We start from the raw sequence: 25,111 nt of genomic DNA, 5'->3' as shown, positions 1-25,111 counted from the left end.
GTTATAAAAACCGAGGTTAATATTTTAAAATTGGTACGTTAAATTCTGTTGCAAAAAGCAAATTTTATCTATTTTTACAATCTTAGATGTATATAAATATTAAAATCGCAATACCGTAATGCACATAGCTATAGCAGGAAACATAGGTTCAGGAAAAACAACATTAACGCGTTTGTTGGCCAAACATTTTAAATGGGAGCCCCATTTTGAAGAAGTAGTTGACAATCCTTATCTAGATGATTTTTACCATCAAATGGAACGTTGGTCATTTAATTTACAAATTTATTTCTTGAATAGTCGTTTTCGTCAAATAATGCAAATCCGTGAAAGTGGTAAAAAAATCATTCAAGATAGAACCATTTATGAAGATGCCCATATTTTTGCTCCCAATCTTTATGCAATGGGATTGATGACACATCGTGATTTTGAAAACTATTCATCACTTTTTGAGTTGATGGAATCATTTGTCAAAGCACCGGATTTATTAATCTATTTAAGAAGCTCTATTCCAAACTTAGTGGGACAAATTCATAAGCGTGGCCGCGAATATGAAAATACTATTTCAATCGATTATTTAAGCCGCCTTAACGAACGTTATGAAGCTTGGGTACACACTTATAACAAAGGAAAAATCATGATTATCGATGTGGATAATATCAATTTTGTCGATAATCCAGAAGACTTAGGAAACATCATCAACCGAATTGATGCCGAGTTAAATGGTTTGTTTTAAAAAAGCTTTTGACTTATTCAGATAATAAAAAAGCTCCTATATTTTGAACTGCCCCCAAAAAGTTAGACACTATTTGGGGGCATTTTTATTGTAATTCACCCAGATTATTAATGGTTTTTTGGTGTTTAATTAATATAATTTTAACAGAATTGGTCTGTATAAATGGTTGATGTTGGCAAAAAACAAAATAATTATCAAAATAAATGTCTTATTCTAAGTCAGTATGTAACTAGCTTGTTTTTAAGTATTTATGTATTTTTAGCTTCTGCTGAATAATTAGATTTGAACTACTGTTTTTGTTAAATTTTATTAAGAAATGAAATAAAGTTGTCTTAACGTCCGTTTTTAATTGTGCACTTTATAAACCAAATCTATAATTAAAACACAGAAATTATGAAAAAATTTAAATTAAAAGTCTTAGGAATTTTTGCAATGACATTATTGAGCCTGTCTCTTTTTAGTTGTGATGATAATGGAAATGACAATAACAATGAAACTACATCAAGACTGATGGTGAAAATGTCTGATGCTCCCGGCGATTACGACGAAGTAAATATAGAAGTACTTGATGTAATGATTAAAGCCAATTCTGATTCCGGTGACGATGGTTGGATAAGTATTGGTGACAAAACCCAAGTAGGTGAAGGGAAAATTTATGATTTATTAAAATTGACTGGAGGCACCAATATTATGCTGACTGACAGTTTGGTTCCTTCAGGTAGTTTGGGACAGATTCGATTACTTCTTGGAGATGAAAATACCGTTGTTGTAGATGGTGAAAAATTTGCCTTGACTACGCCAAGTGCTCAACAGTCCGGATTGAAGTTGCAGGTTAATCAAACCCTGATAGGTGGTACAACGTATGAATTTCTTTTGGACTTTGATGTGGATAAATCTATTGTTACTACAGGTAGTTCGAAGTATATTCTAAAACCAGTTATTCGTGTTTCTACAATGGAAGCTTCTGGTGTAATAAAAGGAATTGTTAGTCCGGCAGTCGATTATCAGGTTTTGGCATCTGTTCAACAAGGAGAGATAATTTTCTCAGCATTTGCGACAATGGATGATAAAGATGGAGATTCAAATGATGGTGATGGAACTTTCCAAATAAATGGAATACCATCTGGAACATATACATTAACATTGACACCTGACCCAACTTCAGGAAAAACGCCAATAACAGTTGATAATGTAATTGTGTATAATGGAAAAACTACTGATGTTGGAAGTGTTGCTTTTCCTTAAGGATGAAAATTTATCTTGGCCGATGACCTCTTTTTAATCATTCGGTTTAAGAGAGATTTAGTACAAAAAAAATGCCCCAATTTACGGGGCATTTTTAGTATAATTAATTAGAATCTATTTTATTTCAAAGCTTCAACTTTAGCTTTTACTTCTTCAAGTGAACCTTCGAAAACCTGTACGTCTTCAGTGCCGTTTTCTGAAGTAGTCACTGTTGCTTTTGCTTTTCCGTCTTTGTTTATCAGTTGGACTTTAACTTCTTTTTTAATTTCCCCTTTTTTAGCACAACAAGATTTTCCTTTTGGCTCAACAAATTTTCCATCTTTGTCGTAATGTGACAAACACATTTCTTTTTGTTCAGGAGTACATTTCAGACTATCACACATTTTTGCACATTCTTCTTTGGTTATTTTTGCACATTTAGACATGTCGCATTTTCCCATCATCATTGCACCTTCATGCATAGTGCATTTTTTCATCATGATTTCTTTCTTTTCGCAAGAACCATGGGTGTCAATAGTGTGGCTTCCATTTCCTAAAATTGGAGCCATAACCAATCCAATCAAACAGGTTAATTTAATCAAGATGTTCATTGACGGTCCAGAAGTATCTTTGAATGGATCTCCAACAGTATCACCAGTTACGGCTGCTTTATGAGCATCAGACCCTTTATAGGTCATTTCACCATTAATCATAACTCCTGCTTCAAATGATTTTTTAGCATTGTCCCAAGCACCTCCTGCGTTGTTTTGGAAAACAGCCCAAAGCACTCCCGAAACAGTAACTCCAGCCATATAACCACCTAACATTTCGGCGATTAATTGATTGTTATCTCCGTACACTAATTTTCCTAAAAGCACAATTGCAATTGGGAAACCAATCGTTAAAATACCTGGTAACATCATTTCGCGTAAAGCTGCTTTAGTTGAAATGTCAACACATTTGGCATATTCAGGTTTTCCAGTTCCTTCCATAATTCCTGGAATTTCTTTGAACTGACGACGTACTTCGTACACCATGTCCATTGCTGCTTTTCCTACTGAATTCATCGCTAAAGCTGAGAAAACGACAGGTATCATTCCACCAACAAATAGCATTGCCAAAACAGGAGCTTTGAAAATATTAATTCCGTCAATTCCAGTAAAAGTAACATAGGCTGCAAATAAGGCCAAAGAAGTCAAAGCCGCAGAAGCAATCGCAAAACCTTTTCCAGTTGCTGCCGTTGTGTTTCCTACTGAATCCAAAATATCGGTTCTGGTACGAACTTCTTTGGGTAATTCACTCATTTCGGCAATTCCACCTGCATTGTCAGATATAGGTCCAAAAGCATCGATTGCCAATTGCATTGCCGTAGTTGCCATCATTGCTGAAGCTGCTAATGCTACTCCATAAAATCCTGCTAAAGCATAAGAGGACCAGATCGCCGCTGCAAATAACAATACTGTTGGGAAAGTTGAAATCATTCCTGTGGCAAGACCTGCAATTACGTTTGTTCCTGCGCCAGTACTTGATTTTTGAACAATCGCCATAACTGGTTTTGTTCCTAAACCTGTATAATATTCGGTTACTGATGAAATAGCTCCACCAACAACTAATCCAATAAGCGTAGCATAAAACACACGCATCGATGAAATATCCATTGATCCTTCACCAAAGAAAGTCATACTCATGGTTTCCGGCAACATATATTGAACCAAGAAGTAGCAAGAGATTGCCGTTAAAACAATAGAAACCCAGTTTCCAATATTTAATGCTTTTTGAACTTGTGCTTCTTTAGCATTCTCATCAGTAATCTTAACCAGCATAGTTCCAATTATAGAAAACAAAATTCCAAAACCTGCAATTGCCATAGGTAATAAAATAGGTCCTATTCCGCCAAAAGCATCTTGAATGTTTCCACCCATATCTTTGATTACATAATTTCCAAGAACCATAGCCGCTAGAACGGTTGCGACATAAGATCCAAATAAATCGGCACCCATTCCCGCAACGTCTCCAACATTATCACCAACGTTGTCTGCAATAGTAGCAGGATTACGTGGATCATCTTCTGGAATTCCAGCTTCAACTTTACCAACTAAATCAGCACCTACATCGGCTGCTTTGGTATAGATTCCTCCACCTACACGTGCAAACAAAGCAATAGATTCAGCTCCAAGAGAGAAACCCGCCAATGTTTCTAGAACAACCGTCATATCTTCAGTAGAAGTCCATTGTCCGTTCATGAATATTCTGAAAAAAAGAATAAAAAAACCGGTCAACCCTAAAACAGCTAAACCGGCTACGCCTAATCCCATTACAGTTCCGCCGCCAAAAGAAACTTTCAAAGCTTGTGGTAAACTAGTACGAGCGGCTTGAGTAGTTCTAACATTGGTTTTTGTTGCGATTTTCATTCCCATATTTCCAGCCAAAGCTGAGAAAAATGCACCGAACACAAATGCAACTACGATTAATATATTTGTTTTAACTCCAGGAATAAAAGTGATACTTGCTAATACAATACTTGCGATTAATACAAAAACAGCTAATAATCGGTATTCTGCCTTTAAGAAGGCCAAAGCACCTTCATATATGTAATCTGATATCTCTTTCATTTTACCATCTCCAGGATCTTGTTTTAAAACCCACGATCTTTTGATAGCCATAAAAATAAGCCCTATTAGTGCCATGAAAATTGGCACATAAATCATAATTGAATTCATAAATAGTCTTTTTGGTTTGTTAGTATAAAATTTTAATCGACAGCAATTTAAACAAAAAAAGCAATACTCTTTGAGGAGTATTGCTTTTTTTATAAAATTTAAGGGTGAAAATTATTTAATACTAAATAATCCCTCTGGTTTATTTTCTATTTGATCAAAACGTTCTGTACATTCTTTAATAATAGCGTATGCTTCGTTTACATCTCCCCAACCTTCAACATCTACTTGTTTATTTTCAAGATCTTTGTAAACTTGGAAGAAATGCTCGATTTCTTTCAATAAGTGTGGATTGATATCAGAAAGGTTTTCCAATGAATTCCAAATAGGATCAGAAACAGGTACACAGATTACTTTTTCGTCTGGTCCTTTATCATCTGCCATATGGAAAACTCCAATAGGTTTTACTTCCATTACACAACCAGGGAAAGTAGGCTCGTTTACCAATACTAAAACGTCTAATGGGTCACCATCCAAAGCTAAAGTTTCAGGAATGAAACCATAATCAGCTGGGTACATCATAGAAGAGAACAACATTCTATCAAAACGCATTCTTTTTATTGTAAAATCGTACTCGTATTTATTTCTACTTCCTCTTGGTATTTCAATTAATACATCAAAAGTTTTTAATTTGTCTGCAGTCATTATTCTTTTATCTTTTCTTATAATTTATTAACGAGTGCAAAAGTAATCAAACTATACTTTTTTTCAATAAAAAAACGCAATATATTACTATAAAGTTTTAGTTAAAATTGCTTTTAGTAAACTATTGTTCGTTTGCGCTTTTTTAAATAATAATGCCAAAGCAAAAATGTAGCATAAGAGCGGTATGGACTCCATTGCTCAGTGTGAATTTCCATTTGTTGTTTGTCATGAATATCAAGTAATTCTTTAATTGTATTGATGACTGCGATGTCACCTAATGGAATTAAATCAGGTTCTTGGAGACAGAACATTAGGTAAATGTCGATAGTCCAATTTCCGATTCCTTTTAATTTGATTAATTCTTCCCGAACTTGTTGCGCTGTTTTTGTGGCTAAACCTTCAATATCCAGTTCTTTGTCAAGGACAGCTTTGGCTAATATTTTAATGTAATTTGTTTTTTGGCGGCTAACCCCGAGAGCTCTAAATTCTTCGTCTGGAAAAACAGAGAGTGTTTCGGGATTGCAGGTTGTATGTGCTTTGATTTTTATAAATGTGGCCTTTGCCGAGTCTATTGAAACTTGTTGTTCCAAAATTAACAGTACCAAAGTCTCAAACCCTTGAGGCCTTTTTGGGATTGTTGGTAATCCGTAAGTATCTATAATGTGTTTGAAAATGGAATCTTTTTGAAAAAGATAATCGATAGCTTGTTGCATGATTGGATTTTTTTAGCCCAGATAAAAATGAAAAGCCTTAAAAAAAACTGCTAATTTTTGTCTAAGTAAAAAAGCGACTAAAGGAAGCTCTTTTTACTTTTTACAAAAATAGCAGTTTTTGAGTAAGCTTGTAATAGATTGCTTCACCAATTCGGCTTTCAGCCTCGTGTGCTGGATAAAGCTTCTAGAAATAAAAACCAAACGATCCTTTTACGGTAAATCTATTGGTGTTTACTGTTTCAAGATAATTTCCTCTCCAAGAGAAATCCAAGCGGAATACTTTGAAGATATTGCCGATTCCTGCATTGTATTCCCAATAAGGATTTTCAGGTGCCACATACACCAAGCCTGAAGCATTTATGGCTCGATTGGCATCCGAGACGGTTCCATAGGCAGCTTTTATGCCCACAAATTCCCTCCAATTGAGTTTTCGCATAAAAGGGATTCTGGCAAACAGCCTTCCGTTGAAATCGTGATTCCATTGGAACGTCGCATACGTATCGGTGATAAATTCGTAATAATCAAGATTGCTGAATGTGTTGTCAATTGTAAAAAAGGTCTGGTTACCCGGTACAATACTCAATAGTCCCAAAGGAACTGTGCCGAAAGTTTTTCCTAATTCCAATATCAAGTTACTACGTCCAAGTGGGCCAATAATGATAGGCTGTTTGTAATAGATTTCGAGTTTTTTATAATTAAAATCACTGTCGATGATTCCTTTATATCCTTGGCTGTAATTAACAAAAAACGTGGTGTACGGACTGTTGGCTATGCTTCTTTCGACTCCATAGGCGATAGTTCTTCGGTTGGGAGTGTATGTCGCCTGAATGTTGAATTCCGACTGGACAGTTTTACTTTTTACCACTCCTGCAGGGTTTTCGGCCGTGGGCATAGTAGTGTAGTAATCTAGGCTAAAAACCGGTGATGCCGATTCTAATGTTTTGTAGGTCACTCCCGTTTGAAAAGTCAGGTTTTTAATGGGTTCCATTGCGATATAGGCGTTGGTCAAGCCTATATCGGTTAGTTTTCCATTGGATCCTGTAGTAAAAAAGGCTGTAGAACCAAAATTTCTGGCCAATATATCGTTGGTTGTGGTCAGGCTAGCTCCCAATTGTTCAATATCGCGCCTGTTTCCACCGGAAATTATGATACGGTTTTTCTTTTCAATCATCCATTTTCCTGCAAATCCATATTTGAATTTATTATCGTCAAATCCATAGGCCGTAAATGCCTGTACACGCCAAGGATCATTGGGACCAAAATAGGTTCGCCCTCCTAGTTGTACTCTGATTCCTTCGACCTCATTATATCCAAAGGTGGAGAAAATAGGGCCAAAATCGAATCCCTCATAATTTATATATCCACTGGCGAGTATTGTTACCACGTCAGTAAGTCGCTTGAATGCTTTGACTGTTTGCAGTGTATCGAGCATTTTATAAACGCCTTCTTCGTCTTTGGTTAATTTTTCGAATCGGTTTTGTTCCCAATATTCGTCACTTTTTTTATATACTTCATTGTCTATAAAATTCACTTCTTCCTTGTAGAATTTTGCAGGTTTCTCGATATTGAATTTGTGATTTTGATAATAGGTTGTTCTCTTTCCGTATACCCCTTTTGATTTTTCTTTTTTGTTTACAGCAAAATCAGACATCAAATAATCTTTGGTCAATAGAAAAATGGAATCGCTCAAGACGTCAAATTCCTGTTCAACATAAATATCCTTTACCCAGTTGATATTGGCACTTTTGGTAACAGCCATGTTGATTTTTTTGATGGCAAATGTGGTGTCATTAACCCAAAAATCTCCTTTGAAAGTCAGTTCGTTTTTTCGTCTTGGATAAAAAACAATATTGTAGCACCATTTTTTGTCAATATAGGCACTGTCTCTCAATACATAATTATAAACGTCAATCCCCGTTGTGGAAAGAGGGCTGGTAAAAGTTTTGTCAAATAAGGCAATGTAATTATTGTAGATATTATAATCTGAATATAAATCTTTTATGAAAGACAAAATTTGTTGATTTCCTTCAAAACCCGAAGTTTTATTGGCTTTGGTAATCTCTTTAACTTTTGGAATTTTATTGTCTCCATATACATCTACCAATGCTTCATTCACAAAAATGGGTAAATAGGTTTTACCTGTTACTTTTGAAGTGTCCACATGGTCAAAAATGAATTCCATGCCTTTGAAAATCTTTTGTTTTTTATAGGCACTGTCAATGGAATTAATATCGAATTCTACCTTTTCATATTTTTCCATTTGGTATTGGTCAAATTGATACAAACCATTTTTGCGCTTTTTCTCCCAAATTTTTCTCAGAATATCAAGAGCAGGATTGTTCTTTTTAGACGTTTTACCAGTATACACAACCACTTCTTTTAGGGATTGTTGCTCGCTTAATTCAATCGTGAAATTATAATTGACCGATTTGGTAAGGGTGATTTCTTTTTCAGAAAATCCGATCGAACTTATTACTAATGTAGTATAGGTATTTGGAGATTCCATATAAAATCGTCCATCTTCGTTGGTGACAGTTCCAATGCTAGAGTTTTTAAAGACTACATTCGCGAATGGAATAGGCTGTTTGGATTTGTCAACAACAATTCCACTCACTTTTGTTTGAGCGAAAATTTGAGGTGTTACCACAAATAAAAAGAAGGCAATAATCGGTAGGATTTTCTTCATGATATAAAAAAAAGCTTCATCAAATTGGAGTCTTGATGAAGCTTTTTAAATAGTTGTTTTCTATTATTTATATAATACTTTCTTAACAGCTTTCACAACGTCTGCATGATTTGGCAACCATTCTTTCAGTAATACTGGAGAATATGGTGCTGGAGTATCAGCAGTTGTAATACGTTGGATAGGCGCATCAAGGAAATCAAAAGCTTGCTCTTGAACTAAGAAAGCAATTTCAGAAGATACACTTGCAAAAGGCCAAGCTTCCTCAAGAATCACTAATCTATTTGTTTTTTTAACCGAAGTTAAAATTGCATCCTTATCCATTGGGCGTACAGTTCTCAAGTCAATAATTTCACATGAGATACCTTCTTTTGCCAATTCATCGGCTGCGATATAAGCTTCTTTGATTATTTTTCCGAAAGAAACAATAGTTACATCTGTTCCTTCACGTTTGATATCGGCAACTCCAATTGGAATAGTGTATTCACCATCTGGAACTTCACCTTTATCTCCATACATTTGCTCTGATTCCATGAAAATAACTGGGTCATTATCACGAATAGCCGATTTCAATAAACCTTTGGCATCATAAACATTAGATGGAACCACAACTTTAAGTCCTGGAGTATTTGCAAACCAGTTCTCGATAGCTTGAGAGTGAGTTGCTCCCAATTGTCCTGCAGAAGCAGTAGGTCCACGAAAAACGATAGGCACATTAAATTGCCCACCAGTCATCTGACGCATTTTGGCAGCATTATTTATAATTTGATCAATTCCAACTAAACAAAAGTTGAAAGTCATGTATTCTACGATAGGACGACATCCATTCATTGCTGATCCTACTGCAATTCCAGTAAAACCAAGCTCGGCGATTGGCGTGTCAATTACTCTTTTTTCACCAAATTCAGCTAGCATTCCTTTAGATGCTTTGTATGCACCATTGTACTCCGCTACCTCTTCACCCATTAAGTATATGGACTCATCGCGACGCATTTCTTCGCTCATTGCTTCACAAATGGCCTCTCTAAATTGTATCGTTCTCATATTTTATAGTCTGTGTGTAATTTTAGAAACGCAAAAATAATTATTTTAAATTACTTAAAAGCATAAATTACTTTAAAATAACAAGGATTTATGCTATTGTTTTTTTTAGTAGCTGTTTCCGGCTATTCGCTATATCTTCTTGCTGACTCGTTAGAAAAACGTGTCCACAAGAAGGATGCCGCTTCTATCCGGGCTAGGAATTCAATGCTAAAATGGAAATTTATAAAATAAAAATGACATGTAAAGTAGTGGATTGATGTAAGATAGTCTACTTTAATCACAAAATTAGTTTAGTTGTTTATAATAATTCTGACTAAAACCTCTATTACGTTATTATGATATTCGAAATCGTAATAGTTGTAAAAAAATATTATGCACGCATAGTATATTATTCGATTTATTATTTTAAATTTGTCAAAGAAAAAAAAGAATTTAATATATATAATTATGAAAATATTAGTTTGCATCAGCCACGTTCCTGATACTACTTCAAAAATCAACTTCACTAACGGAGATGCTGAATTTGATACCAATGGGGTTCAATATGTAATTAATCCAAATGACGAATTTGGTCTAACACGTGCTATTTGGTTTCAAGAGCAACAAGGAGCTACAGTTACTGTAGTGAATGTTGGAGGTCCAGATACAGAGCCTACTTTGAGAAAAGCATTGGCAATTGGTGCCAACGAGGCCATTCGTATTAATGCAAACCCTACAGATGGTTTTTTTGTTGCAAAACAATTGGCTGAAGTAATTAAAAACGGAGGTTACGATGTTGTGATTGCTGGAAAAGAATCATTAGACTATAATGGAGGAATGGTTCCTGGAATGATCGCTGGGATATTAGGATATAACTTTTTGAATTCATGTACAGGCATCACTGTTGAAGGTACTAATGTAACTGCCGTTCGTGAAATTGATGGAGGAAAAGAAACAGTAAGCACTTCATTGCCTGTTATCATTGGTGGACAAAAAGGAATTGTTGAAGAGAAAGATTTGCGTATCCCGAATATGAGAGGAATTATGACTGCTAGAACTAAAGCATTAACAATCCTTGAGCCAGTTGACGCTGCCGTAAATACCAAAGCGGTGAAATTTGAAAAACCAGCTCCAAAATCGGCGGTTAAATTAATTTCAGCTGATAATTTGGATGAATTAATTAATTTATTGCACAACGAAGCTAAGGTAATATAATTTTAAATTATGAATTTTAAGTTGTGAATTAACATTCTCAAATATATTTAAAATTTATAATTCAACATTTAAAATAAAAAAATATGTCAATATTAATATATGCAGAATCTGCAGAAGGAAAATTTAAAAAAGTAGCATTAGAATTAGCTTCTTATGCAAAAAAAGTAGCCGAATCATTAGGAACAACTGTAACAGCTGTGACTGTAAACGCAGGAGATGTTTCTGAATTGTCAAAATACGGAGTAGACAAAGTTTTAAAAGTAAGCAGTGATAAATTAGCTGGTTTTACTGCTAAAGCTTATGCAGATGTTATCAAACAAGCGGCACAGAAAGAAGCGACAAAAGTAGTTTTATTGTCTTCTACAACAGACAGTATTTACTTAGCTTCATTGGTAGCTGTAGCGTTAGAAGCTGGTTATGCTTCAAATGTTGTTGGTTTGCCAGTGAGCACTTCTCCTTTTCAAGTAAAAAGAAATGCTTTTTCAAACAAGGCTTTCAATATTACAGAAATCAATACTGATGTAAAAGTATTATCTATCGGTAAAAATTCTTATGGTATTTTTGAAAGTGCTTCATCATTAACTGAAGAAGATTTTAATCCAACAATCGGAGATGCTGATTTTGGAGTAAAAGTAACATCTGTAGAAAAAGTATCAGGAAAAGTTTCAATTGCCGATGCTGATATCGTAGTTTCTGCAGGACGTGGTCTTAAAGGGCCAGAAAACTGGGGAATGGTTGAAGAATTAGCATCAGTTCTAGGAGCTGCTACTGCATGTTCAAAACCAGTATCTGATTTAGGATGGAGACCTCACGGAGAACACGTAGGTCAAACAGGAAAACCGGTAGCTACCAATTTATATATTGCTATTGGAATTTCTGGAGCTATTCAGCATATCGCAGGTATCAACTCTTCTAAAGTAAAAGTGGTTATCAACAGTGATCCAGAAGCGCCTTTCTTTAAAGTTGCAGACTATGGAATTGTTGGAGATGCATTTGAAATTGTACCACAATTAATATCAAAATTCAAAGCTTTCAAGGAGCAACAATCCTAGATATTTATTTCTACTATATTAGCTACCTAAAAATAAGATAATCGTATCTTTGCTTTAGGTAGCTTTTTTGTTCCATATATTTTGATTAAAATTGCACTTTATTAAAACCAACGGAGAAGACATAATTAATTAGAGTACTTAGTGCTTTCCATTATACAAACATGAGCTTAGTTAAATTATCTATAAAAGGAATTTCGTACAGTCAAACTCAAAATGGCGCTTATGCGTTAATTTTGAACGAGGTTGATGGGGAAAGAAAATTGCCTATCGTTATTGGAGCATTCGAAGCTCAGTCTATTGCAATTGCTTTGGAAAAAGAAATTAAGCCACCTCGTCCTTTGACACATGATTTGTTTAAAAATTTTGCAGAGCGATTTGATATTGTGGTAAAACAAGTTATTATCCACAAACTAGTAGATGGTGTTTTTTATTCTAGTATTATTTGCGAAAGAGATAAAATCGAAGAAATAATTGATGCAAGAACTTCGGATGCCATTGCTTTGGCCATTCGTTTTAATGCTCCTATTTTTACCTATAAAAACATTTTGGACAAAGCGGGTATTTTCTTGAAAGCAAATCCTCTTGAGAGTGATACTCCAAATGAGATGGACGATATCCTTTCTAATCCTGAAACTTTCGGAAATACAGAAAGCAACGAATCGGGTAGCACTTATTCTAATCATACTTTGCAAGAATTAAATGAATTGCTGGAACAAGCGGTGGAGCATGAAGATTATGAAAAAGCTGCAAAAATTCGTGATGAAATTTCTAAGAGAGATTCGTAATGTATAACTCTGTATTTGTTTAAATCGATAAACCAAATCAACAAAAATGAAGCAATACCTAGATTTAGTACAACATATCATGCATGAAGGTTGTCAAAAAGGAGATCGCACCGGAACTGGTACAAAAAGCGTATTTGGTTATCAAATGCGATTTGATTTGAGTGAAGGGTTTCCAATGGTAACTACAAAAAAATTACACCTAAAATCGATTATATATGAATTGCTTTGGTTTCTTAAAGGAGATACCAATATTAAATATCTTCAAGAAAACGGAGTCAAAATATGGGATGCCTGGGCAGACAGCAATGGTGATTTAGGTCCTGTTTATGGCCACCAATGGCGTAATTGGAATAGTGAAGAAATTGACCAAATTAGTCAACTTATAGTTGAATTAAAAACAAACCCAAACAGCCGAAGAATGTTAATTTCGGCCTGGAATCCATCAGTTTTGCCAGATACAACAAAGTCATTTGAAGAAAATGTTGCCAATAATAAAGCTGCATTGCCTCCATGCCATGCCTTTTTTCAGTTTTATGTGGCTTCTCCAGACGAATCCAAAGGAGAGACCAAAGGAAAACTTTCATGTCAATTGTATCAACGAAGTGCTGATGTCTTTTTGGGAGTTCCTTTTAATATAGCTTCTTATGCATTGTTAACTATGATGATCGCACAGGTTTGCGATCTTGAAGCAGGTGAATTTATACATACATTTGGCGATGCACACATATACAATAACCATTTTGAGCAACTAGAGTTACAGCTTACTCGTGAGCCAAAACCATTACCAAAAATGATTTTAAATCCAAATGTGAAAAACATCTTCGAATTTGATTTTGATGATTTTACACTAGAGGGATATGAGCCGCATGCCCTAATCAAGGGAAGTGTAGCTGTATAAAGTTTAAAAATCCGCTTATAAAGCGGATTTTTTTTGATTGCTATACTACTAAGACACTATTTTCAGCTCCAGCGAAATCATTCCATTTGAATGAATCGGCTTCTGGCTCATTTACATAAGCACCGTCAATTACATATTTGAACTCGTATTCTGAATCTTTATTTAAGTCAAAAGATCCTTTAAAAGTTCCATTTTTTAATTTGCTTAAGGTTCCTTCTTCTGCTTTCCAATCATTAAAATCACCAATTACAGATACTTGATTAGCCTCTTTTGCTTCGACAGAAAAGGTGACTTTGACAACAGGTTTAGTTTTTATAAATTGTTTTTTTACCGACATAACTATTTCATTTTTAAAGTTATAGCAAAGTAAATGAAATATTTTTAAGTTTGTACAAGCGGCCTCATTTTTAGTATAAAAGCAAAAATGCATTCTCTTTTTTGCTTTTAAAAAGAAATTAAATCTTTTAAATTTTGATTTAAAAAAAGAAAACGATTTCTCTTTAAATATTCAATAATCAAAAATGGAGACTTTTAAAAATAAATTTTACCTTTATGAGCAAAATTTTAAATCATGGAAAAAGAATTTCACGAACAATATGAATATGCCAGGAATCGGATAAAGCAAAAGAAAAGATTATATTATCATTTTGTTTTCTTCATGTTGTCTAGTATTTTTTTGATTGCCGCGGCTTACTTTTTTGATGCGGGATTGAATATTCATTGGTGTATTTGGGGAATTACTTTGTGGTTATTCTTTTTTGTTCTGCATTTTATAAAAGTTTTTATAACAGATCGTTTTATGGACAAAAACTGGGAGAGAGATCAAATTGAGCGACTGGTAGCTTTACAGCAAAAAAAAATAGAGCATTTGAAATCCAAAATTGAAGAAACTAATTCTAAATAACACCATTACGTATGATTATTATGATTGCTGCCGTTGCAGAAAATAATGCCCTTGGAAAAAATAATGAGCTAGTTTGGCATCTACCTAATGATTTTAAAAGATTCAAATCCTTAACGACAGGACATCATATAATAATGGGGAGGAAAACGTTTGAAAGTTTTCCAAAACCACTTCCCAATAGAACTCACGTAGTAATAACGCGAAATAAAAGCTATAATCCAGAAGGTTGTATTGTTGTTGATAGTATCGAAAAAGCAATTGCAATATGTCCTGAAAACGAAACTTCATTTATTATTGGAGGTGGTGAGATTTATAGTTTGGGACTTCCATTTGCTGATCAACTTGAAATAACGAGAGTGCATCATAGCTTTGATGCAGATGCTTTTTTTCCAGAAATCAATTCCGATGATTGGAAAGAAATTCAATCAGAGTTTAATCCTATAGACGATAAACATCAATTTGCTTATACTTACCAAACGTTTCTCAAAGTGTAAATTCTTGTTGTTTTAATTCTAAGAAATATTTATAAAACAAAAAAGCATCCTAAAGATTAGGATGCTTTTTTTAATGATTAGCGGGATGACTCATTCCTGTACTAAGATTTGATAACATAATATACAAATCACAAATATCAATATTATCCCTGAAAAGAAGACAATATAATTTGATAATCTTTGAGAGTACAACTCAAAAAAGCCTTTAGTACCAAATACCACAAAGGTACTAAAGGCAAAGAAAATTAAAATTTCCAAAAACAAATTTAATCCTAAGAACGTATTTTGCGCTTTCAAAATAATGCTGCCATTGCTGACGGCACCTTCAAAAAATAATACAAGAACAAATGAGATAAATAGCGCAAGAAGCATCCATTTGATTTGGGTCATTAATTCCCGTCTAACCATTTAAAAAATATTTAAATTTTAAAGTACAAACATCAGTAATAAAAACAGTTTCCACAATACCCACTTTTGGTGATATTTCAATTATTTTTCATTTTTGTTTTAATTGTAATATTTATTGTGAAAATGAATTTCCAAATAAAATTTTAACCAAAACTAAAAAGACATTTATAGTTTATGCAGTTTGTTTATATTTGTACAAACTAAAAAAATGCCAAAAGAAATCACACCCTATAAAGACTCTTCACTTACTAAAAAAGAACAAGTTGCCAAAATGTTTGACACCATTTCTGGGAATTATGATAACCTTAATCGAGTTATATCGTTTGGTATCGATGTTAAATGGAGAAAAAAAGTTTTAAAGCTAGTAGCTGATACTAATCCTGAAAAAATATTAGATATTGCAACAGGGACGGGAGATCTTGCTATCTTAATGGCGCAAACGCAAGCTAAAAAAATCATCGGGCTTGATATTTCTGCAGGAATGTTGGAGATTGGAGTGAAAAAAATCGAAGAAAAAAAGTTGTCTCAAACCATTGAAATGGTCTTAGGCGATTCTGAAAATATGCCTTTTGAAGATCATTTTTTTGATGCTATCACTGTGGCATTCGGGGTTCGAAATTTTGAACACCTTGAAAAAGGATTAACTGAAATTTTGAGAGTGTTAAAGCCAGGAGGTGTTTTTGTTATTTTAGAAACTTCCGTACCAGAGAAAACACCTTATAAACAAGGATATAGTTTTTATACAAAAAATATTTTACCGCTGATAGGAAAGCTGTTTTCCAAGGATGATGTGGCTTATGGTTATCTATCCGAATCAGCTGCTTCTTTTCCTTATGGAGAAGCATTGAACAATATTTTAAGAAAAACTGGGTTTATTAATGTGAAAGCTATGCCTCAAACTTTTGGTGTTGCAACCATTTACTCAGCTTCTAAAAAATAATACAGAAACAGCTAGCATAAATATGAAATTGCATGATTTTATATTGCTAACAGGAATGAAAAATGGCAATGCCGTATCCTGTTGTAAAACAAATATTGTCCCCATATGAAAAAAATAATTGTATTAATTCTATTGACTATTGCCATAAAAGGAAGTGCGCAGAATTCAAAAAGTATTTTCAGCAAAGATCCTATTATAAATCTAGAAAACTGGCAAAAGAAAAAAATCTACTTTGGTTTTTTTTTAGGATTTAACTCTTATGATTTCAAGATTGACTACAATAAAGTGGTGACAGATGATATCCAAACTGACAATACATTTGGATTCAATGTTGGATTGGTGACTAATGTAAGATTGATGGAGTATTTGGATTTGCGTTTTGAACCAGGACTTTATTATGCTAATAGAACCTTGCATTATCCTCCAAATTTGTTTAATAGCCCAAGTACAAGCGATCTTATTAGAGACATAAATAGTACTTATATCAATTTTCCTTTATTGTTGAAATTCTCTGCTCTTCGAACTGGAAATGTACGTCCTTATTTATTGGGAGGAGTATCGGCAAATTTAAATTTGTCTAGTAATGCAAAATCTTTGGACGACAATTTAGAAGAAAGATTTAGGGTAAAAACTTGGACTACTAATTACGAGTTAGGTATTGGAATTGATATTTTTTCAGAATACTTTATATTTTCTCCGTCGATTAGAGGGCAATTCGGAATTTCTGACGAATTAATACGTGACAAAGACCCTAACAGCCCTTGGACAAGTAATATTGATTCAATGAAATCGAGAGGCTTTTTGGTTAATTTCACCTTTCATTAGAAAAAAATATAAGCTAGTTTTAATTTTGCCTTCTGAATTCGCTTAGGATAATAGCTGTTGCAGTAGCCACATTCAGACTTTCGGTGATTTGAAGATCTCCAAAACGTGGAATAGTAATTCTTTTGGTAATTAATTTTTCTATATTTTCAGAAATTCCATTGGCTTCATTTCCCATGACAATAATACCTTCTTGGGGTAAAGTTGTTTTGTAAATGTTTTCACTATCCATAAAGGTACCAAAAACAGGTAATTTAGTTTTTGTTATAAAAGCGTCTAAGTCAATATAATTCACATTTACTCTAGCAATCGAACCCATTGTGGCTTGAACGACTTTTGGATTGTAGATGTCAACCGTCTCTTTTGAGCAGATCAATTGTTGGATTCCAAACCAGTCACAAAGTCTCATAATAGTTCCTAAATTGCCAGGATCGCGGATAGAATCTAGGGCTAGAACTAGTCCAGACTCAATAATTTTGCGTTCTAAAGGAATTTTGAATACTGCTAGGCAAGTATTCGGTGTGGACAAAGCACTAATTTTATTTAATTCATTTTCTGAAATTACACTTCTTTTATGAGGGGCAACATCATTAAAGTCCTCGTTGGTTGTGTAAAGATGTTCTAATTCAAAATTTGATTTTACTAATTCTTGAATTACTTTTACACCCTCGGCAAAAAACAATTGATTTACAAAACGATGTTTTTTTTGTTGCAGACTAGATATAAGCTTTATTTGGTTTTTACTAAGCATAAAAAAATGTACTTTTGAATTAAATATTCTATAAATACGAGTCCCCTCATGAATAAATTTTTTTCTTCCTTTAAAACAAAAAAGCGGTTTGCTGGATATTTTGGGCAAGCCTTACTTTTTGAGAAGAAAAAGAATCTTGCAAAAATATCATTATTTATCCTAATTAGTGTTCTTTTCTATGCTTGTAATTCAGAAAAGAGGGTTCCTGCTAGAAAACAGCTTCTTGTCAAAAATGAAATTTTCGAAAATGGTAAATTGCTCAAGAATCAAACCATATATGATCAATTGTATCAGCAGCCAAATAGTAAAGTGCCTATTGTAAGATATCGTTTTTTGTTGAATTTGTATAATTTGGCAAACCCAAATCCTGATTCTACATTTAATTTAAAATATTTAAACAATAAAAAGAAATACGATAGGGAAGTCAAATGGCTTTCGGAAAAACAAATTCAAGGGCTACGCAAATCTTTTTGGTATCTAGGAATACATAATTTTCTGAAAGAAACAGGAGAAGCACCTGTAATTTTGGATACCATAAAAGCTCAAAAATCAGTTGCACGACTTAAAAATTATTATTTCAAGAATGGTTATTTTGATGTAGATGGTGTCTATAAACACGATTCTTTGGCGCCTAAAAGTGCTCAAGTAAAATACTATTTAACAACTGGAAATCCATATTTTATAGATTCCTTAAGAACGGCAATTCAAACGCCTGTTTTAGATTCTATTTATAAAACTTCAAAATCACTTATCGTCCCTGGTAAACAATATAAAACAGAAGATTTTGAAAATGAAAAAAATCGAATAACTACTCTTTTTAGAAGCCATGGAGCCTACCGTTTTCAGGCTAATTATGTTACGTTCGATATTGATACTATAAACAAAAAAAACAAAGCTAGTGTAATCTTGAATGTTGGAGATTATTCGTATCAGGAAAATGATTCTACCAAGACTGAGCCATTTAAATTATATAAAATCAGCGAAATCAAAATCTACACTGATTATAAATCTGAAAGGCAAGATTTGGCAATTAAAGATAGTATGACGTATAATAACATGAATTTGTACGGATATGAAAAAATAAAATACCGCCCTCATGCAATAACGGATGCCGTTTTTCTTTCTAAAGGGGGTATGTTTAATGATGAAAACACTGTTTTAACTAATCGGTATTTCAATAATTTAAAAGTGTTTAATTATCCAACGATACAATATCAAGTTGATCCGAAAGATACATTAGCTCAGTCTTTGATCGCTAAAATTTATTTAACACCTCGTAAAAAATACAGTTTTGGCTACACTTTGGATCTTACCCATTCGAATATAGAAGATTTTGGTATTACTGGGAGTATTACTGAAACAATCCGAAATGTTTTTAATGGGGCTGAGACTTTAGAGATTTCGGCCAGAGGAAACATTGGGGCTTCAAATGATATTGCAAATGCAGATGATAGCTTTTTTAATGTGTCGGAATATGGTTTAGATGCCAAATTAAATTTTCCGCGGATTCTATTTCCTCTTAAAACCGAGAAGATAATTCCGAAAAGTATGATACCATCCACTGTGTTGAGTTTAGGTCTTTCTAAGCAAACCAATATTGGATTGGATAAAGAAAATTTTACAGGATCACTTTCTTATAATTGGACGCCTAAAATCAATACAACTACGAGATTTGATATTTTAAACTTCCAGTATGTTCGTAATTTAAATCCAGAAAACTATTTTAATGTTTATAATAGTTCCTACGATGCCTTAAACGATATTGGACAAACATATAATACCAATCCAGACTATGTTGATTTAAATAATAATTTGATTATTGAAAGTGGTACCACTGGTTTTACAAGGGATGTTTTAACCTTAAAAACGGTTTTGAAACCAGATGATCAAGAATACCAAGATGTAAGTAATATTGAACAACAAAGAATAAGACTTACGGATAATGATTTTATTTTGGCAACTAATTTTAGTTTTTCCAAAACAAGCAAGAAAGATTTACAGGATAATACTTTTTACACTATTAGAACCAAAATTGAATCGGCAGGAACTATGTTGTCTTTGATTTCAAATGTGAGCAATTTACCCAAAAATGAAAATGGAAATTACGAAATTTTTAATTTGGAATATTCTGAATACATAAAAACAGAATTTGATTATATCAAACATTGGAATGTAAATAAGGCAAATGTTTTTGCGATGAGAACTTTTTTTGGGATTGCAATTCCATATGGAAATTCTAATTCCATCCCTTTTTCAAAAAGTTATTATGCAGGTGGAGCCAATGATAACAGAGCTTGGCAGCCTTACAATTTAGGGCCTGGAAGCAGTTCTTTTTCTAATGACTTTAATGAAGCTAATATGAAAATTGCAATCAGTGGGGAATACAGATTTTTAATTGGTGGAAAATGGAATGGAGCTCTTTTTGCAGATGCTGGAAACATTTGGAATGTTTTGGATGCTGTTAATTATGAGCCTGCTAGATTTAATTCGATTGAAGATTTAAAAGAAATAGCTTTAGGTACAGGATTTGGTTTACGATATGATTTAGGTTTTTTTGCTGTGAGGGTTGATGTAGGGTTCAAAACATACAATCCTGCCTTAGAAACTGAAGAAAGATGGTTCTCTCAGTATAATTTTGCAAACGCTGTATTTAATTTTGGTATCAATTACCCTTTCTAAGTGCTAATTAATTCTTATTTTTGCAAATTATAATCTAAAAAACTAAAAAAAACAATTAAAAGAAAAATTAAAATGGCACACAATATCAAACCCGGAGTGGCAACAGGAGATCAAGTACAAGAGATTTTCAATTATGCAAAAGAAAAAGGATTTGCACTTCCTGCTGTAAACGTTGTTGGATCAGACACAATCAACGGAGTATTAGAAACTGCAGCTAAATTGAAAGCACCAGTTATTATTCAATTTTCAAATGGTGGAGCACAATTTAATGCAGGAAAAGGACTTTCTAATGCAGGAGAAAAAGCCGCTATCGCTGGTGGTATTGCTGGAGCAAAACATATTCATACATTAGCAGAAGCATACGGAGCAACAGTTATTTTGCACACTGACCACTGTGCTAAAAAATTATTGCCTTGGATTGATGGTTTGTTGGATGCTTCTGAAAAACATTTCGCTGAAACAGGAAAACCTTTGTTTTCTTCTCACATGATTGATTTATCTGAAGAGCCAATCGAAGAGAACATTGAAATCTGTAAAGGTTATTTAGAAAGAATGAGCAAAATGGGAATGACTCTAGAAATCGAACTTGGAATCACTGGTGGTGAAGAGGACGGTGTAGACAATTCTGATGTTGATAGTTCAAAATTATATACTCAACCTTCTGAAGTATCTTATGCTTACGAAGAATTATCAAAAGTTAGCCCAAGATTTACAATCGCTGCTTCTTTTGGAAACGTTCACGGTGTTTACAAACCAGGAAACGTAAAATTAACTCCAAAAATCTTAAAAAATTCTCAAGATTACGTTCAAGAAAAATTCAAAACTGGACACAATCCTGTTGATTTTGTTTTCCACGGTGGATCAGGTTCTACATTAGAAGAAATCAGAGAAGGAATTAGCTACGGAGTTGTAAAAATGAACATTGATACTGATTTGCAATTTGCATTTACTGAAGGTATTCGTGATTTTATGGTAAACAATGTTGAGTACCTTAAAACTCAAATTGGTAACCCAACTGGTTCTGATGCTCCGAACAAAAAGTACTACGATCCAAGAAAATGGTTGCGTGAAGGTGAAGTAACTTTCAATACAAGGCTTGAGCAAGCATTTGCTGACTTAAATAATGTGAATACACTATAATTTTACATTTCGGATTTTAGATTTCACATTGAAATCTAAAATCTGAAATTTTGATCTAAAATAATAAAAAATGGCTTGGTTTAAAAGAAAAGAAAAAGGAATCACTACGGCTACTGAAGACAAAATGGACATTCCAAAAGGACTTTGGTACAAATCACCTACAGGGAAAATTATTGATGCTGAAGAATTAGCTCGTAATCTATTTGTAAGCCCCGAAGATGGTTTCCATGTTAGAATTGGAAGTGAAGCCTATTTTGATATTTTATTTGACAACAATGAGTTTGTTGAATTGGATAAAAATATGACTTCTAAAGATCCATTGCATTTTGTTGATACCAAGAAATATGCAGATCGATTAAAAGAGGTTATGGACAAAACTCAACTTAAAGATGCAGTACGCACTGGAGTTGGAAAATCCAAAGGAAGAGAATTAGTTATTTGCTGTATGGATTTTGCCTTTATCGGTGGATCTATGGGGGCAGTTGTAGGAGAAAAAATTGCAAGAGGAATTGATCATGCGATCAAGAATAGATTACCTTTTGTAATGATTTCAAAATCTGGTGGTGCCAGAATGATGGAAGCTGCTTATTCTTTAATGCAATTGGCAAAAACATCTGTAAAATTAGCGCAACTAGCCGAAGCTAAATTACCTTATATCTCACTTTGTACTGATCCAACTACTGGAGGAACAACCGCTTCTTATGCAATGTTGGGAGATATCAACATTTCTGAGCCAGGTGCCTTAATTGGTTTTGCTGGTCCACGCGTAGTAAGAGATACAACGGGTAAAGATTTGCCTGAAGGATTTCAAACTGCTGAGTTTCTTCTAGAACATGGTTTCTTGGATTTTATTACGCCAAGAAAAGAATTGAAAGATAAGATTAACTTATACATCGATTTGATTCAAAACAACGATATTAGATAAATGAAAATCCCGAGCAATCGGGATTTTTTATTTTATAACTGTTTTTTAGGTCTGTCCTTTTTTAGTTCTTTTTCGGCTATTTTAAACACTAGTTTTTCTCTCCATTTAGCATAACGACCTTTGAAGGTTACTTTTATGGCACTGTCTACAGCGCCATGCATGAATAAACTCCAAACACTAGCCATTTTGCGAGTAATAGATCGATCCCATGCACGAAGAGTCAGGGAAAAAGAACCATCTATGTAGCGCATCCAGTGCCACATGCCTGTTGGCATAAACAAGGTGTCGCCGTGTTCTAGAAAAACTTCATAACCTTCAACTCCTTTTAAAGCTGGAAATTTTTCAAAATCAGGATTGGCAACATCATAATCTTCTAGGGCATAAGTGGTGTTAGGGATGCAATAAAGCCTTTTTTTCCATTTATTATCAAATAATATAATGTGTTTTCGTCCTCCAAAATGAGTGTGGAAAAGATGAGGTAAATCGATATCATAATGTAAAAAGGTGATAGCCTTGGAGCCTCCAAAAAACATGGCAGGCATGCTTTCTATAAAACCACCCATTAAGTCTTTGGGAACTTTTACATCATTAAGCAATTCGGGTCTGTGTTTAAAAAGATTAAAGAAAAAAATACGCAATTCTGTAGGTTCTCTTTTTATTAAATCCAGATATTCACCAAATTTCATACTGGCAATAGAAGCATTGATCACTTTTGTTGGATCTGCTTTGGAATTGTCCACTAGTTTTACCTCAATGTCTCCCGCGATTTCCTTTAAATAATCGGTTGACCATTTTTCTCTTGCGGGCCAATCCTTAGTTAGCCCTTTTATAATTAATGGCTTTCTTTTATCTAAATAGTTTTTTTTAAATTCTTCTCTAGAAATAGACTCAACAGTATCAACAGATTTTAGGATAAAGCTCATTTATTTATTAATTTAAAGATGTCTGCTTAAAAATACCTAATTATTTCTAATCGTCAAAATTTACAATTAAATAACAAAAATGCAACATGCTACATTCCAGTTCTAATGGCTTCTACTGGATCTAGTTTGGATGCGCTAATAGCCGGAAGAATTCCGGAAATAAGCCCAATTACAGCTGCTAATCCTGTTCCTAAAAGAATGTTTCCAAGTCCTAATACGAATTCAAATTCTAAGACATTAGTCAAAATCAAAGCGATTATCCAAACCATAAATAAACCAATAATACCGCCAAGAACCGAAAGTATTATAGCTTCGAATAGAAACTGAAATAATATAAAGCGATTTTTTGCTCCCAATGATTTTTGAATTCCGATGAGATTGGTGCGTTCTTTTACAGATACAAACATAATATTGGCAATTCCGAAGCCACCTACCAATAATGAAAATCCACTGATAATCCAGCCAACCATGTTCATTTGACCAATTATGTTATCTATAAGTTCGAGAAATCCACCAAAAACATTAATGAAGAAATTATCAATTTCCCCAGCTTTTAGTCCTCTAAAATTTCTTAGTTTTTGTGTTATTTCACTTTTATACTCTTCCATATCCACTCCTTTTTCGGGCTTGAATATAATTACATTTGTTAGATTTGGGTTATTATCGCCATATAGCCTACGCACAAAATTAACAGGAATAAAAGCCGCAGTGTCATTACTGTCACCAATTGAAGAGCCTTCTTTCTTTAAAACACCTATAACGGTAAATCGTTGGCCATACAATCTCACATTTTTACCTAGCGGTTCTGAGTCGTTAAAAAGTGATTTTGCAATATCGTTTCCAATTACAATAACAGGAGTTCCTGAGTTGGCTTCAGATTCATTATAAAACCTCCCTTTTTCAAATTCTAATCCCTGAATGTCTATAAACTCATAGGAAACAGGAACAATATTCACATCGCTCACGGTGTTGGATTCATATTTTATAGCTTCACTTCTAGTAAATATCTGGTATCCTAATTGCTCTGTGTGAGTCATCACGTTTTTAAGGTACACATATTCGGTGTATTTTACATTGGGAAATTGCTCTCTTTTCCATTGTGGTATATCCGAAGGGCCAAAGGAAAATTTTAATAAATAAATGGTGTTTTTGTCCAGACTGCTTAATTCTTTTGAAATTTTTCTGTCCAAAGAATCGACCGCCGCAAGAACCGCTATTATAGAAAATATTCCAATAGTAACACCCAATAAAGAAAGTAATGTTCTTAATTTATTACTGCGTAAAGCATTCATGGCAAAACCAAAACTCTCTTTTAATAATCGTAGGTAAACAAGCATGTTTTTTGAATTTGTATTACTGTAAAATTCTATCTTTTTATTTCTTCCGAAAGTATTTAAAATTTGGTTGTCAGCAACCGCTTTTTGCCATTTTAATATG

Annotated in this window: 22 protein-coding genes; 13 read left to right on the top strand and 9 right to left on the bottom strand. The window is 33.7% G+C overall.

From position 1 onward, the window contains the following. Nucleotides 1–118 precede the first annotated feature (118 nt). Both J2W95_RS17110 and J2W95_RS17105 read left to right on the top strand, forming a co-directional pair. The gene (locus J2W95_RS17110; protein ID WP_310009210.1) at nt 119–733 is read left to right on the top strand and encodes a deoxynucleoside kinase; all 615 of its coding nucleotides are present in this window, start codon (nt 119–121) and stop codon (nt 731–733) included. A gap of 393 nt (nt 734–1,126) precedes the next feature. After that, a complete protein-coding gene (locus tag J2W95_RS17105) occupies nt 1,127–1,978 on the top strand; it encodes a DUF4382 domain-containing protein (RefSeq protein ID WP_310009209.1) in 852 nt (283 codons plus the stop codon). Between the two features lie 119 nt (nt 1,979–2,097). Here the strand turns inward: J2W95_RS17105 and J2W95_RS17100 are convergent, their stop codons facing one another. From J2W95_RS17100 to J2W95_RS17080, 5 genes are all read right to left on the bottom strand, one after another. Further along, complete coding sequence (locus tag J2W95_RS17100) at nt 2,098–4,677, bottom strand: sodium-translocating pyrophosphatase (RefSeq protein WP_310009207.1); 2,580 nt, start codon at nt 4,675–4,677, stop codon at nt 2,098–2,100. Between the two features lie 111 nt (nt 4,678–4,788). After that, nucleotides 4,789–5,319: an inorganic diphosphatase gene (locus J2W95_RS17095; protein ID WP_310009205.1), complete on the bottom strand. Its 531-nt coding sequence runs from the start codon at nt 5,317–5,319 to the stop codon at nt 4,789–4,791. A gap of 113 nt (nt 5,320–5,432) precedes the next feature. Next, complete coding sequence (locus J2W95_RS17090; RefSeq protein ID WP_310009203.1) at nt 5,433–6,032, bottom strand: DNA-3-methyladenine glycosylase family protein; 600 nt, start codon at nt 6,030–6,032, stop codon at nt 5,433–5,435. A 184-nt stretch (nt 6,033–6,216) separates the two neighbouring features. Next, on the bottom strand, nt 6,217–8,718 hold the full coding sequence (locus tag J2W95_RS17085; RefSeq protein WP_310009201.1) for a DUF5686 and carboxypeptidase-like regulatory domain-containing protein: 2,502 nt from the start codon (nt 8,716–8,718) through the stop codon (nt 6,217–6,219). Between the two features lie 63 nt (nt 8,719–8,781). After that, nucleotides 8,782–9,759, bottom strand: a complete 978-nt coding sequence (locus tag J2W95_RS17080) for a pyruvate dehydrogenase complex E1 component subunit beta (protein WP_310009199.1) — start codon at nt 9,757–9,759, stop codon at nt 8,782–8,784. A 447-nt stretch (nt 9,760–10,206) separates the two neighbouring features. Between J2W95_RS17080 and J2W95_RS17075 the strand changes: the two genes are divergently transcribed. The 4 genes from J2W95_RS17075 (at nt 10,207) to J2W95_RS17060 (ending at nt 13,688) form a co-directional block, all read left to right on the top strand. Next, entirely contained in the window at nt 10,207–10,953 is a 747-nt protein-coding gene (locus tag J2W95_RS17075; RefSeq protein WP_310009198.1) for an electron transfer flavoprotein subunit beta/FixA family protein, read from the top strand. 83 nt (nt 10,954–11,036) lie between these two features. Next, the gene (locus J2W95_RS17070) at nt 11,037–12,005 is read left to right on the top strand and encodes an electron transfer flavoprotein subunit alpha/FixB family protein (protein ID WP_310009196.1); all 969 of its coding nucleotides are present in this window, start codon (nt 11,037–11,039) and stop codon (nt 12,003–12,005) included. Nucleotides 12,006–12,166: 161 nt separating this feature from the next. After that, nucleotides 12,167–12,790 carry a bifunctional nuclease domain-containing protein gene (locus J2W95_RS17065; protein WP_310009194.1) on the top strand — a complete coding sequence of 208 codons (624 nt, stop codon included), beginning with the start codon at nt 12,167–12,169 and terminating at the stop codon, nt 12,788–12,790. Nucleotides 12,791–12,836: 46 nt separating this feature from the next. Then, nucleotides 12,837–13,688: a thymidylate synthase gene (locus J2W95_RS17060; RefSeq protein ID WP_310009192.1), complete on the top strand. Its 852-nt coding sequence runs from the start codon at nt 12,837–12,839 to the stop codon at nt 13,686–13,688. Between the two features lie 40 nt (nt 13,689–13,728). On the opposite strand, the gene J2W95_RS17055 is transcribed toward J2W95_RS17060, so the two are convergent. Further along, nucleotides 13,729–14,025, bottom strand: coding sequence for an isoamylase early set domain-containing protein (locus J2W95_RS17055; protein ID WP_310009190.1), 297 nt, complete (start codon nt 14,023–14,025; stop codon nt 13,729–13,731). Nucleotides 14,026–14,259: 234 nt separating this feature from the next. Here J2W95_RS17055 and J2W95_RS17050 point away from each other — a divergent pair, with 234 nt between their 5' ends. The 4 genes from J2W95_RS17050 to porT all read left to right on the top strand — a co-directional run bounded on the left by J2W95_RS17050 (nt 14,260) and on the right by porT (nt 17,259). Continuing rightward, nucleotides 14,260–14,592 carry a 2TM domain-containing protein gene (locus J2W95_RS17050; protein WP_310009188.1) on the top strand — a complete coding sequence of 111 codons (333 nt, stop codon included), beginning with the start codon at nt 14,260–14,262 and terminating at the stop codon, nt 14,590–14,592. Between the two features lie 11 nt (nt 14,593–14,603). Continuing rightward, nucleotides 14,604–15,086 (top strand): dihydrofolate reductase, encoded by a 483-nt coding sequence (locus J2W95_RS17045; RefSeq protein WP_310009186.1) that lies wholly within the window; start codon nt 14,604–14,606, stop codon nt 15,084–15,086. A 616-nt stretch (nt 15,087–15,702) separates the two neighbouring features. Further along, nucleotides 15,703–16,434, top strand: a complete 732-nt coding sequence (ubiE, locus tag J2W95_RS17040) for a bifunctional demethylmenaquinone methyltransferase/2-methoxy-6-polyprenyl-1,4-benzoquinol methylase UbiE (protein ID WP_310009184.1) — start codon at nt 15,703–15,705, stop codon at nt 16,432–16,434. 105 nt (nt 16,435–16,539) lie between these two features. Next, complete coding sequence (gene porT, locus J2W95_RS17035; RefSeq protein ID WP_310009182.1) at nt 16,540–17,259, top strand: type IX secretion/gliding motility protein PorT/SprT; 720 nt, start codon at nt 16,540–16,542, stop codon at nt 17,257–17,259. A gap of 19 nt (nt 17,260–17,278) precedes the next feature. Here porT and J2W95_RS17030 read toward each other — a convergent pair whose 3' ends face one another. Beyond that, entirely contained in the window at nt 17,279–18,007 is a 729-nt protein-coding gene (locus J2W95_RS17030; RefSeq protein ID WP_310009180.1) for a TrmH family RNA methyltransferase, read from the bottom strand. A gap of 48 nt (nt 18,008–18,055) precedes the next feature. Here J2W95_RS17030 and tamL point away from each other — a divergent pair, with 48 nt between their 5' ends. From tamL to accD, 3 genes are all read left to right on the top strand, one after another. After that, entirely contained in the window at nt 18,056–20,686 is a 2,631-nt protein-coding gene (gene tamL / locus J2W95_RS17025; protein WP_310009178.1) for a translocation and assembly module lipoprotein TamL, read from the top strand. 72 nt (nt 20,687–20,758) lie between these two features. Beyond that, entirely contained in the window at nt 20,759–21,826 is a 1,068-nt protein-coding gene (fbaA, locus tag J2W95_RS17020) for a class II fructose-bisphosphate aldolase (RefSeq protein WP_310009176.1), read from the top strand. A 70-nt stretch (nt 21,827–21,896) separates the two neighbouring features. After that, nucleotides 21,897–22,751 carry an acetyl-CoA carboxylase, carboxyltransferase subunit beta gene (gene accD, locus J2W95_RS17015; protein WP_310009174.1) on the top strand — a complete coding sequence of 285 codons (855 nt, stop codon included), beginning with the start codon at nt 21,897–21,899 and terminating at the stop codon, nt 22,749–22,751. A 32-nt stretch (nt 22,752–22,783) separates the two neighbouring features. On the opposite strand, the gene J2W95_RS17010 is transcribed toward accD, so the two are convergent. After that, on the bottom strand, nt 22,784–23,674 hold the full coding sequence (locus J2W95_RS17010) for a cupin-like domain-containing protein (protein WP_310009172.1): 891 nt from the start codon (nt 23,672–23,674) through the stop codon (nt 22,784–22,786). An 89-nt stretch (nt 23,675–23,763) separates the two neighbouring features. Further along, entirely contained in the window at nt 23,764–25,011 is a 1,248-nt protein-coding gene (locus tag J2W95_RS17005; RefSeq protein WP_310009170.1) for an ABC transporter permease, read from the bottom strand. Nucleotides 25,012–25,111: the final 100 nt, after the last annotated feature.

Origin of the sequence: Flavobacterium granuli, from assembly GCF_031456055.1 — a bacterium.
GTDB lineage: Bacteria > Bacteroidota > Bacteroidia > Flavobacteriales > Flavobacteriaceae > Flavobacterium > Flavobacterium granuli_A.
The sequence above is the reverse complement of the archived record's forward strand: the minus strand, read 5'-3'. Positions and strand labels throughout refer to the sequence as shown.

Bases quoted from the DNA above. Each gene is read 5' to 3' on its own strand.
- J2W95_RS17110 (WP_310009210.1), top strand. From the start codon at position 119: ATGCACATAGCTATAGCAGGAAACATAGGTTCAGGAAAAACAACATTA.
- J2W95_RS17105 (WP_310009209.1), top strand. From the start codon at position 1,127: ATGAAAAAATTTAAATTAAAAGTCTTAGGAATTTTTGCAATGACATTA.
- J2W95_RS17100 (WP_310009207.1), bottom strand. From the start codon at position 4,677: ATGAATTCAATTATGATTTATGTGCCAATTTTCATGGCACTAATAGGG.
- J2W95_RS17095 (WP_310009205.1), bottom strand. From the start codon at position 5,319: ATGACTGCAGACAAATTAAAAACTTTTGATGTATTAATTGAAATACCA.
- J2W95_RS17090 (WP_310009203.1), bottom strand. From the start codon at position 6,032: ATGCAACAAGCTATCGATTATCTTTTTCAAAAAGATTCCATTTTCAAA.
- J2W95_RS17085 (WP_310009201.1), bottom strand. From the start codon at position 8,718: ATGAAGAAAATCCTACCGATTATTGCCTTCTTTTTATTTGTGGTAACA.
- J2W95_RS17080 (WP_310009199.1), bottom strand. From the start codon at position 9,759: ATGAGAACGATACAATTTAGAGAGGCCATTTGTGAAGCAATGAGCGAA.
- J2W95_RS17075 (WP_310009198.1), top strand. From the start codon at position 10,207: ATGAAAATATTAGTTTGCATCAGCCACGTTCCTGATACTACTTCAAAA.
- J2W95_RS17070 (WP_310009196.1), top strand. From the start codon at position 11,037: ATGTCAATATTAATATATGCAGAATCTGCAGAAGGAAAATTTAAAAAA.
- J2W95_RS17065 (WP_310009194.1), top strand. From the start codon at position 12,167: ATGAGCTTAGTTAAATTATCTATAAAAGGAATTTCGTACAGTCAAACT.
- J2W95_RS17060 (WP_310009192.1), top strand. From the start codon at position 12,837: ATGAAGCAATACCTAGATTTAGTACAACATATCATGCATGAAGGTTGT.
- J2W95_RS17055 (WP_310009190.1), bottom strand. From the start codon at position 14,025: ATGTCGGTAAAAAAACAATTTATAAAAACTAAACCTGTTGTCAAAGTC.
- J2W95_RS17050 (WP_310009188.1), top strand. From the start codon at position 14,260: ATGGAAAAAGAATTTCACGAACAATATGAATATGCCAGGAATCGGATA.
- J2W95_RS17045 (WP_310009186.1), top strand. From the start codon at position 14,604: ATGATTATTATGATTGCTGCCGTTGCAGAAAATAATGCCCTTGGAAAA.
- ubiE (WP_310009184.1), top strand. From the start codon at position 15,703: ATGCCAAAAGAAATCACACCCTATAAAGACTCTTCACTTACTAAAAAA.
- porT (WP_310009182.1), top strand. From the start codon at position 16,540: ATGAAAAAAATAATTGTATTAATTCTATTGACTATTGCCATAAAAGGA.
- J2W95_RS17030 (WP_310009180.1), bottom strand. From the start codon at position 18,007: ATGCTTAGTAAAAACCAAATAAAGCTTATATCTAGTCTGCAACAAAAA.
- tamL (WP_310009178.1), top strand. From the start codon at position 18,056: ATGAATAAATTTTTTTCTTCCTTTAAAACAAAAAAGCGGTTTGCTGGA.
- fbaA (WP_310009176.1), top strand. From the start codon at position 20,759: ATGGCACACAATATCAAACCCGGAGTGGCAACAGGAGATCAAGTACAA.
- accD (WP_310009174.1), top strand. From the start codon at position 21,897: ATGGCTTGGTTTAAAAGAAAAGAAAAAGGAATCACTACGGCTACTGAA.
- J2W95_RS17010 (WP_310009172.1), bottom strand. From the start codon at position 23,674: ATGAGCTTTATCCTAAAATCTGTTGATACTGTTGAGTCTATTTCTAGA.
- J2W95_RS17005 (WP_310009170.1), bottom strand. From the start codon at position 25,011: ATGCTTGTTTACCTACGATTATTAAAAGAGAGTTTTGGTTTTGCCATG.